The 8,692-nt window shown below is 32.8% G+C and carries 13 protein-coding genes; 1 reads left to right on the top strand and 12 read right to left on the bottom strand.

The genetic code is table 11. The annotated features are described in order from the left end of the window. Nucleotides 1–82: 82 nt before the first annotated feature. From HMPREF2561_RS07915 to HMPREF2561_RS07905, 3 genes are read right to left on the bottom strand one after another with little or no spacing between them, the layout of a single operon-like run. Nucleotides 83–217: a beta-class phenol-soluble modulin gene (locus HMPREF2561_RS07915; RefSeq protein ID WP_017174533.1), complete on the bottom strand. Its 135-nt coding sequence runs from the start codon at nucleotides 215–217 to the stop codon at nucleotides 83–85. 42 nt (nucleotides 218–259) lie between these two features. After that, the gene (locus HMPREF2561_RS07910) at nucleotides 260–394 is read right to left on the bottom strand and encodes a beta-class phenol-soluble modulin (RefSeq protein WP_017174534.1); all 135 of its coding nucleotides are present in this window, start codon (nucleotides 392–394) and stop codon (nucleotides 260–262) included. 40 nt (nucleotides 395–434) lie between these two features. Next, nucleotides 435–569, bottom strand: a complete 135-nt coding sequence (locus tag HMPREF2561_RS07905; RefSeq protein ID WP_017174531.1) for a beta-class phenol-soluble modulin — start codon at nucleotides 567–569, stop codon at nucleotides 435–437. A gap of 432 nt (nucleotides 570–1,001) precedes the next feature. Between HMPREF2561_RS07905 and HMPREF2561_RS07900 the strand changes: the two genes are divergently transcribed. Further along, nucleotides 1,002–1,757, top strand: coding sequence for a hypothetical protein (locus tag HMPREF2561_RS07900; RefSeq protein ID WP_017174530.1), 756 nt, complete (start codon nucleotides 1,002–1,004; stop codon nucleotides 1,755–1,757). A 236-nt stretch (nucleotides 1,758–1,993) separates the two neighbouring features. Here the strand turns inward: HMPREF2561_RS07900 and HMPREF2561_RS07895 are convergent, their stop codons facing one another. The 9 genes from HMPREF2561_RS07895 to HMPREF2561_RS07855 form a co-directional block, all read right to left on the bottom strand. Beyond that, nucleotides 1,994–2,215: a hypothetical protein gene (locus HMPREF2561_RS07895; RefSeq protein WP_070468656.1), complete on the bottom strand. Its 222-nt coding sequence runs from the start codon at nucleotides 2,213–2,215 to the stop codon at nucleotides 1,994–1,996. Between the two features lie 388 nt (nucleotides 2,216–2,603). Continuing rightward, complete coding sequence (locus HMPREF2561_RS07890; RefSeq protein WP_070468653.1) at nucleotides 2,604–2,915, bottom strand: phage head closure protein; 312 nt, start codon at nucleotides 2,913–2,915, stop codon at nucleotides 2,604–2,606. Nucleotides 2,916–2,927: 12 nt separating this feature from the next. Further along, complete coding sequence (locus tag HMPREF2561_RS07885; protein WP_070468651.1) at nucleotides 2,928–4,571, bottom strand: terminase large subunit; 1,644 nt, start codon at nucleotides 4,569–4,571, stop codon at nucleotides 2,928–2,930. Next, complete coding sequence (locus HMPREF2561_RS07880) at nucleotides 4,564–4,896, bottom strand: hypothetical protein (protein ID WP_070468649.1); 333 nt, start codon at nucleotides 4,894–4,896, stop codon at nucleotides 4,564–4,566. The genes HMPREF2561_RS07885 and HMPREF2561_RS07880 overlap by 8 nt, the downstream gene beginning before the upstream one ends. 141 nt (nucleotides 4,897–5,037) lie before the next feature. After that, on the bottom strand, nucleotides 5,038–5,262 hold the full coding sequence (locus HMPREF2561_RS07875) for an HNH endonuclease (protein WP_239666081.1): 225 nt from the start codon (nucleotides 5,260–5,262) through the stop codon (nucleotides 5,038–5,040). A gap of 58 nt (nucleotides 5,263–5,320) precedes the next feature. Further along, nucleotides 5,321–5,608, bottom strand: a complete 288-nt coding sequence (locus HMPREF2561_RS07870; protein ID WP_049420055.1) for a head-tail connector protein — start codon at nucleotides 5,606–5,608, stop codon at nucleotides 5,321–5,323. A gap of 69 nt (nucleotides 5,609–5,677) precedes the next feature. Then, on the bottom strand, nucleotides 5,678–6,913 hold the full coding sequence (locus HMPREF2561_RS07865) for a phage major capsid protein (RefSeq protein ID WP_070468647.1): 1,236 nt from the start codon (nucleotides 6,911–6,913) through the stop codon (nucleotides 5,678–5,680). After that, nucleotides 6,913–7,479 carry an HK97 family phage prohead protease gene (locus HMPREF2561_RS07860; protein WP_069723717.1) on the bottom strand — a complete coding sequence of 189 codons (567 nt, stop codon included), beginning with the start codon at nucleotides 7,477–7,479 and terminating at the stop codon, nucleotides 6,913–6,915. The genes HMPREF2561_RS07865 and HMPREF2561_RS07860 overlap by 1 nt, the downstream gene beginning before the upstream one ends. Then, complete coding sequence (locus tag HMPREF2561_RS07855; protein WP_070468645.1) at nucleotides 7,466–8,674, bottom strand: phage portal protein; 1,209 nt, start codon at nucleotides 8,672–8,674, stop codon at nucleotides 7,466–7,468. Before HMPREF2561_RS07855 ends, HMPREF2561_RS07860 begins: the two co-directional genes overlap by 14 nt. Nucleotides 8,675–8,692: the final 18 nt, after the last annotated feature.

The raw sequence follows: 8,692 nt of genomic DNA, 5'->3' as shown, positions 1-8,692 counted from the left end.
AATTCCTGCGTCTACTGTATTTTTGATTGCATCGAATAATTTTTCCATGTTAATAACCCCTTTATACGTAATTAATAATTAATTAAAATCCGAATACTTTACTTAAGATACCTACACCACTTGATACGATGTCAACAATACTTGTACCTAATTTTGTCCAATCTTGGCTTTGTGCTGCGTCTACTGTATTTTTAATTGCTTCTACTAATTTAGTCATTTGAATTTCTCCATTCTTTTTTTATTTTTAAATATTATTACGTTAGAATCCTAAGTATTTACCTAGAATGCTTACACCATTTGATACGATATCAACAATGCTTGTACCTAATTTTGTCCAGTCTTGGTTAATTCCTGCGTCTACTGTATTTTTGATTGCGTCGAATAATTTTTCCATGTTTGTTATCTCCTTTGTACTATTTATAATTATCTTTAAATTAGAAACCTAAATATTTACTAACTAAACCTACACCGTTTTCTACGATACCAACAATACTTGTACCTAATTTTGTCCAATCACCATTAATACCTGCAGTTACTGTATCTTTAATTGCGTTAAATAAACCTTCCATTTCATACACTCCTTAGAAATTAATTGGTAAAATTCTAAAACGATAGGTTACTGTATTGCTTGCTTTGTTTTGTTTAACTATCGTTTTGTTATCTTTACTATAAAGGGTTTATTTAGATAGTTGTGTCATTTTCCGTAACTTATACTTAAATCATCAAAACTGTGCAATTTAAAAATTTATATTTACAGTTAGGAATTCAAATATGTCTATCTCGTCAAAGTTTTTTAGATTATAAAAATAAAATAATTAAAAATATTTAATACATAATTATATGATATAATCCAAAAGTGTATATTTTCATTATATTTATTCTAGTAAATTTAATTAAATGGTTATAAGGTGGTGATATTAAAAGTAATTCCTACGTAAAATGTGAATAAAAGGACTGTGTTATTAATAATTACTAATTGAGTGAACGAACGGAGAATACATATGAAAAAATATTTCATTTTATTATTTAGTAGTTTTTTAATATTAAGTGCATGTGATAATGATTTTTCTTTAACTGGTGATAATAAAAAAGAACAGAATGATACCAACAATAAAAAAGAGAAAGAAGATAAGCATATTTCAAAATCAGATAAGAATTCTATAGAACATAATGACAAAACTATCCAAAATCAAAATACTGAAAATACAAGTAATGAACAGAAGTCAAACGAAGAAAGAGATTCAAAAGATACCATAGAAGATGTTTCATCTCAAAATAATAATCAAATTGATTTCTCTAATATTAAAGATAGAAGTACATTAGAATCAATTATTTATGGAAATTATAGTGAAGAACAAAAGATACAAGCTTACAATAGTGCAGTTGCAAATGGAATTATTCCACAAGGAAATGTAATGGAAGGTCCTGCTAGTGTAGCGTATCAAAGTTCACTTAGAGTTGAAAATGGTCAAGAAAAATCAATTTATGACCGACCAAATGAGTCAGATGTTTCAGTAGATGATGAAAATGCAACTCCGGATCCTAATGCTGAAATCAATGCAGCAGAAACTGAAGATGAGTATTATGATGCACTCAGAAAAAAATATAATGGCGGTCTTTCATCTGGAGAACTTCAAACAAAACATGCAATTGAGCAAGGTTACTACGAAGGTGATGACGCTGAAGAAGTCTATCAAAACATTAAAGAACAAGAAGCTGACATAGCAGCTGGAAAATGGGATAAATATAATAATTAAATTCTTGAAGCAAGTCATCATAGTGAGTTTAAAATAGATAAGCAAAAACCCCGTAACCACAATGGTTAACGGGGTTTATTAGCGTCCTGGGAGGGATTTATCAACCTTTTATAACATTTTATAATCTTTCAAAAGCCTATAATATCAGTATTTTTATCTAATTCCTTTTCATAGCTTTTAATACAATTTCAAATTATTTTCCCCAAATTTTCCCCAAATGAGATTACATATTTACATTACGATTCAAAAAGTTGTACATACTGAATTTCATCACCTTTAATTACCACAGTTGATTTACCAATGAATACATAGTTTGCTTCATAAGAAATTTTCAAATCTTGAATGTTATCTACTTTAATGTTAGTTACTCTTTGAGAATGTGGATATGAAGATTTAATTTCCTTTAACTCTTTGATTTCTACATAATCATTATTTTTTAATCGAATAAAACAATTCATCATAAAACCTCCTTATATACATATGTAATTATACACTGTTAAAACTATAAATAAAAGTTATCACTTATACTATTATCTATAACTTTATGTTATAATATAGGTGTATCAAAAATCTATTAAATTGATACATCAGTTGTATTCGCCTGCTTTCAGTTGAATACTCCAAATGTTTTTATCTTGGTAGTTTTCTTTAATTCCTTAATTGACTTTATTGTCATTAATGCAAATCTTGAAATTTAGGTTGTTCTTGAAATCTTACAATCGGAATGTCTGAAACGTCACATTTATTTGTGGCGTTTTTTAATATACTTATACATAAAATAATTTCTCACTGCAACACAGAGCTTCTCTCAGCGTCAAAAAAAGCCCTATTTTATATAATAAGGCTTTAATCACTAACTTCTGCAAAGATCGTTAATGTTTGATTCATTCCATTATCATTAGTAACTGATACTATATTATAATCTTTTCCATTATATCTAACATATTGGCGTGGATTAATTCCTTTTCTATATCGAATAATAAAACGGACATTTTCTTTATTTGCTGTAAGCCTCCATTGTTGAAATTCATTCCCTTTCATTGTTTTAACATCTACCCAAGGTGTAGCAATTACAACTTTAGTTGAGCCGAACGCCTCAGGACCATCATTTTCCTGTTCTTCTAAAATTTCTATTTTGTTTCTATAATGATATGCCATTGCTTATCCTCCTCACATTGCTCTTAGGAAACTTTCGTAGTTATCAAATAAACCTACATATGCATCTAACATTGACGCTGTACCGTCAATACGTCTTTTAGGTGACTGATTCTTAACAGGCACAATATTACCGTTTCTATCTGTTTCAATGCCTGTATTCGTTAAGCACCATTTCAATATAGGGTGGTTATTATAATTAATCTTTTTCTTTTGTAAGTCTGCCCCCATATTCTGCATTGGTAAGCTAAGCGTCTTAGCCCCCTGTGGTGTTCTAATCATTTTAAATCCATGTGCTTCCATTTCATCTACCCAGTATCTCGCTGAATAGTTATCATAATATATCCATAGTGGCGTTATATCATATTCATTCACCATTTCTTTAAACCATTCTGTAATGTCGCTATAATCAATCGTATTGCCACTACATAAGCGTAATAATCCCTGTTCGTGCCATTTGTCATAAGGTATTTTGTCCTCTTCTACACGCTTACGCAAATTGTCCTCAGGTAGCCAGTACATTTGATGAATATATCGTTGCTCAGTTTGTGGATCTAAGAATAACAATGTGGCACAACTTAGGTCAGTTGTAATACTTAAATCTGCCCCACCTATTGCATATGTGCCTTTAAATTGTGATAAATCAAATGTATCTTCATTATTAATATCATCAAATGTGAGCCATGCTTTATTAGTCGTTTCACGTATGTTGAAATCTTTTGTAAGTATGCCTGTAAGGTCATTAGGATTATTTTTAGCACGTGATACTTTACGTTCTAAGTCCTCAACCTTCTTAGAAATATGAAGTGAAGGATTAGCTTTTTGCCAACACTTAGGATTTTTATATTCTTCTTTAGCGTCTAACTCATACATGATTGGTAAAAAGTTATCATCTTGAAAATTACCATCTACCACATTGCACGCATACTCATATAAATCATCAAAGATAGTTCCCCTATGTGTTCCAGCTGTTGTAATCATAATGAGTAATGGTTGTGTACGTGCTGACTGTGATTGTTTCATTACTTCGTAAAGGTTTCTATCTTGAATGGAGTGTAGTTCATCAATCACGACTAAATGAGCATTTAAACCGTCTAATGAATTGGAGTTCTTGCCTAATGATTGCATTTTGCTAAAGTTATGAGGGAAATATAAATCAGCTTTACGCTTACGAATATTTCTATTTAAATCAGGACTTTGCAAAATCATCTCATGTGATTGGTCGAATAAAATATTAGCTTGATCTTTTTTACTAGCCACAGAATAAACTTCTGCCCCACTTTCACCGTCTGCAATCATCATATATAAAGCGATTGCTGATAACATAGTCGTCTTACCATTCTTACGCCCTACAAAGAAAAATGATTCAGTATAGCGTCTGTGACCTGTTTCTTTATCTACAAAGCCAAATAGAGCCGATATATAAGCCTTTTGAAATAGTGCTAGTTTTAATGGCTTGCCAGCTAGTTCACCTTTGGAATGTCTGCAAAATGATTCTATAAATTGAATTGGTCGCTGTGCTTTTGCTTCATCATATACATATTTAGGGTGGTAGTTCATATCTTCAATGAGTTTCTCATACTGCTTATAGATACGCTTTGATACAGTCACATGCCCCTCTTTCATCTCTTGCCAGTATTCTAAGATGTAATTAGGCATTTTTCACAAAGTCCATAAATGCGTCTGATTCTTCGACTTGTTCAGGAATGAGAGATAAAAGTTGCTTGAGTGTCGCATTGTATTTTGTAACTGTTGTATTGTATGACTTCATGGCAGGATTTTCTTTTAGATATGATTGCTCACCTTGAGTAAATATATAAGTAGCACCTTCTTGTCTTACTGTTTTCTTGAGTTCGTTCATTGTTTCTTTCATAAATGCTAGTTCTTCCAGCAGGTCATAAGCCACTGATTTATTTTTCATTTCTTCTTTATCAATCTCTTTTTTAAGTTGTTCTAAATTGATTGAGATACTATTATTTTTCATACATTCACCTTCTTAATCGTCTTATTCTACCCCTAAATTTATAAAAAAACGTTTGGAGGAAAAGTTAAGTCCAGCACCGGTATCGCCGAAAGCCTATCACTCCGTTTCATGTGGGGGATATTAAATTTATTAATTATTCTATTATTTTTTTATAATATTTCCGTTATCATCAAACATCAATTCATCGTCAATTGACTTACTCCCAAAGTGTTCCTTATTATGACAATCTATGCATAACGCTTCTAAGTTATCCCAGTTATACGTCATCATTGGATCATCTACATTTGATTCATTGAGCCATATTTTATGGTGACAAATGTCTGCTAAGTTGCCACAACGTTCACATATATAGTTTTGTGATTGCATATAAGCGTTTCTGCACTTCTTCCACCTGTTCGACCTATAAAATGAACGTGAAATACTTCTAGTCATTGTAATTCAGCCCTAATGCTTTGAGTGACATCAATAATCCGTCAATTGTGCGTTTTAAACGTTCAGAATCTTGAGTTTGTGGATCAAACCACAGTTGTAAGATGAATTTAGCTGTTGTTTGTGCCAATGGTACATTATCATCAAGCCATGTCCGACCAGTTGTAATATATAAATAGTTTGGTATGGCTTCAATGAGTGGCTCGATAATGTCATCGTTAAAATCACCGTCAACTCGTAATGCTTCACGACCTTCTTCTAAACTAATAATTGTTTTGTTCATATACTCACTTCCTTATATTTAATAAAAGGACACCAGCTACTTACTGATGTCCTCACTTGTTTATATCTCTTATGCTTCAGCTGATGTAGTAGATAACTTAACAAATGCGTCATCAACTAACACACGTGTATCTGCAATAGCCATGGCTCTATAATCTATCAACCCTGAACGGAATGAAGATTCACGTGATGATTCCAACATAATACCCTGTGGCAAATTATAACCAATGTAGTTGAAGTCGCCTAAGATAATAGTGCCATCTTCGATATTGTCATCAATGATAACTGGTTTTCCAAAAACTCTACCAACCGTTTCATTTTGTGCGTCTTGAATAAAGATAGGACGTTGATTGTTATCCATTACTCCATATACTTGGTTATATAGCGTTGCATTACTCATAGCGAACTTCGCATTTTGTGCATAACCACGTGACAACATTCCTAAAGCTTTTGTAAAGTCTGTATATTTACCTGTTACATCTACGCTATTTGCAGCATTCCATGTGATACCTGTTAAGATTCCTTCACCTTGATTCACACCTGTACCATTGATAAGTGCGTATTCAATGGCTTCAACAACACAGTTTGTAAGTTCTTCAACAAGATATGATTCAAAAGCCGAAATTGACATTGTTTTAGCTTTAACTGAGATACTAAAGATTTTAATAATCTCATTCCCTTCAAATGACACTGCTGTTGTAACTGCTTTGTCTGCTTCAACATATTCTCCTTCAGCATGCCATTCTGCGCGCTCTTGTGGAGTAGAGATTGGAATACGAATTTTAGTAGGCATATTAAACGAGCGTACATTAGCAAGCAAACCACCCTGTGTTCTAGCTCGTCTGATTACTTCATTCAATGTTTGTTCGGGAATTACGGCGCTAGCATTAGATGAAGATGTAAATTCGTCTGCACGATGTTCGATGTCTTGTTGTTCCATTGCTCTATTAAATGTACGTTGTTCTACATCTGAAAGTTTTTGACCTAACATTGTTTTGAAGAACGCCGAACGATATTCATTTGAGCCAAAGATATTTTCTTTAGGTACTTCATTTTGTCGTGTGAAGTTCATATTAGTAATTGGATTAAATGAACGTTGCTCAGTTCCTTCATTGCTTGATTGTGATTTATCTTGAATATTTTGTTTAGCTTGATTTAAGCCTTCTATTTCTACATTTAACTTAGTTACATTCGTATTTGGATCTGTATCAATTTGACCTTTAATTTCTCTTGCTCTTGTTTCAATTTCTTCTAATGACGCATTTCTATAATGGTTAAATGCTTCTTGTACTGTATTAAACATAATTATCTAATCTCCTTAATGAATAGTTTATTTAAATTGATTTTTGCTTGATTGATTTGTTGTTGTCGTATTTCTGCTTCTTGCATTTCACTTCTAGCCTCTACTGACGTTTCAGCATAAGCAGGGAAGTTCACGACTGAAAACTCTAATACCTTATCTATTTTTGTTATAGTACGAGTTCTAGTTTCTACATCGTATCGACTACCGTCTGACACAGTGAATCCAAAACTAACTCCCGACATATCACCACGTTTGATAGATTCATATACTGAACGTGCTTCGCTAGTGTTTGCCAACCTAGCCCTAAAATGCATGCCTGCACTATCTTTCCATACGTCCATTGTTTTAGGTGATTTTGCTAATGGTAAACGGTTTTGATCGTGTGACACTAAAAGTCTTGTATCATTAAAATTCACTCCGTCCAGCGCATTACGCTTAATGACTTCGGTATATGAGCCATTAGGTGTATTAATTAAAGCAGGTTTATCAAATACAATTGCAGTACCTTCTAGCACCATTTCATCATCTCTTGTTTCTGCTTGTATTTCTGCACTTCTAATTTCCTTCATTCGCTTGTCCCTCCTTATCCTGCATTTGATACGCATTGGCGATTTTCTTATCTATATAGTTAAGTGATTGAATCCGTTGATCATCACCATTTTCTACACGTGGTAAATTGAGTAAGTCCAAGGCTTGATTGATACTTAGCACGCCTAGTGGTAATAACTCTTTAATCACGTTCGTTTTTGATTGAGTGTTAGCATATTGCAATTTAGAAGCCTCAAATATAATCCGATTGGCAAATGCTTTTTCACGTTCAGTAAATATCTTTTCAGTAAGTTCTGATGATATTTGTATAGCGAATGGCTCTATAATTGATTCAAAAAATGCTTGCCAACCATTCTCATCATATGAGCCATTTACGATTGATTCATTGATTCCTAGATAGTCGTATATCTTTTTCTTCACGACTTCCATTTGAGGCGTATCTATTTGAACATCATTAGGCTTTAATGGTGTGTAGTCAAGCATGCTATCCAACGGAATCACACCGCCAGTATTACTTATTGATAAGTAGTTACTCATGAAGTTTTCTTTATACTCTTTTAATTTGGAATCTGATAAGGCTTGATTGTATTTTATGATTCCTCTAATTTGTGCCGAGTTCTTAATAGCTTCACTCATAGCAATGTTTTGAGTATGTGCCAACTCAATAGATGACATAATAGCGTCATTGTTATCTCCTAATAATTCATTACTATTGAAGTGTCGTCTTAATATAGCTACTTCGCTTATATGGAAATACACCATTTTTCCGTCTTTGAATAAGAATTTAATGTACATCTCATCAGTAGTATCTACCACATATTCAACGCTTGCAGGTGTCAAAGGATATAAGCCTGTTAAGTTGCCCCTACTATCCTTTTGCACAAGTATGAACGCATTGTTAAATAGAAAATATTGCGTTGCGACTTTATACAGAAAGTCAAAGCTACTCATATATTGGTTTGGTCTGTCTTGCAATATCCGATTAAGTTTAGAATATCGGTTTGATTCATTTTGATTATCGACTACATGCTTGCCTGATAGCTTAGCGATATGCCGAGCAATAGAATCTACTGCTGATCTATATACATCACTTTGATAAGCGTCACCTGTAAATTGTGAGAAGCCACTAAATCCAGTATTGAGCATTTCATAGTTTTTCCGTTGTCCTTCTCGTATCTTGTCTAGTCCCAATAATTTATCAATTAACTTCGGCACATTGTCACCTCTTACTTT

This window comes from Staphylococcus sp. HMSC069E10 (assembly GCF_001809205.1).
GTDB classification, from domain to species: Bacteria; Bacillota; Bacilli; order Staphylococcales; family Staphylococcaceae; genus Staphylococcus; species Staphylococcus hominis.
The sequence above is the reverse complement of the archived record's forward strand: the minus strand, read 5'-3'. Positions and strand labels throughout refer to the sequence as shown.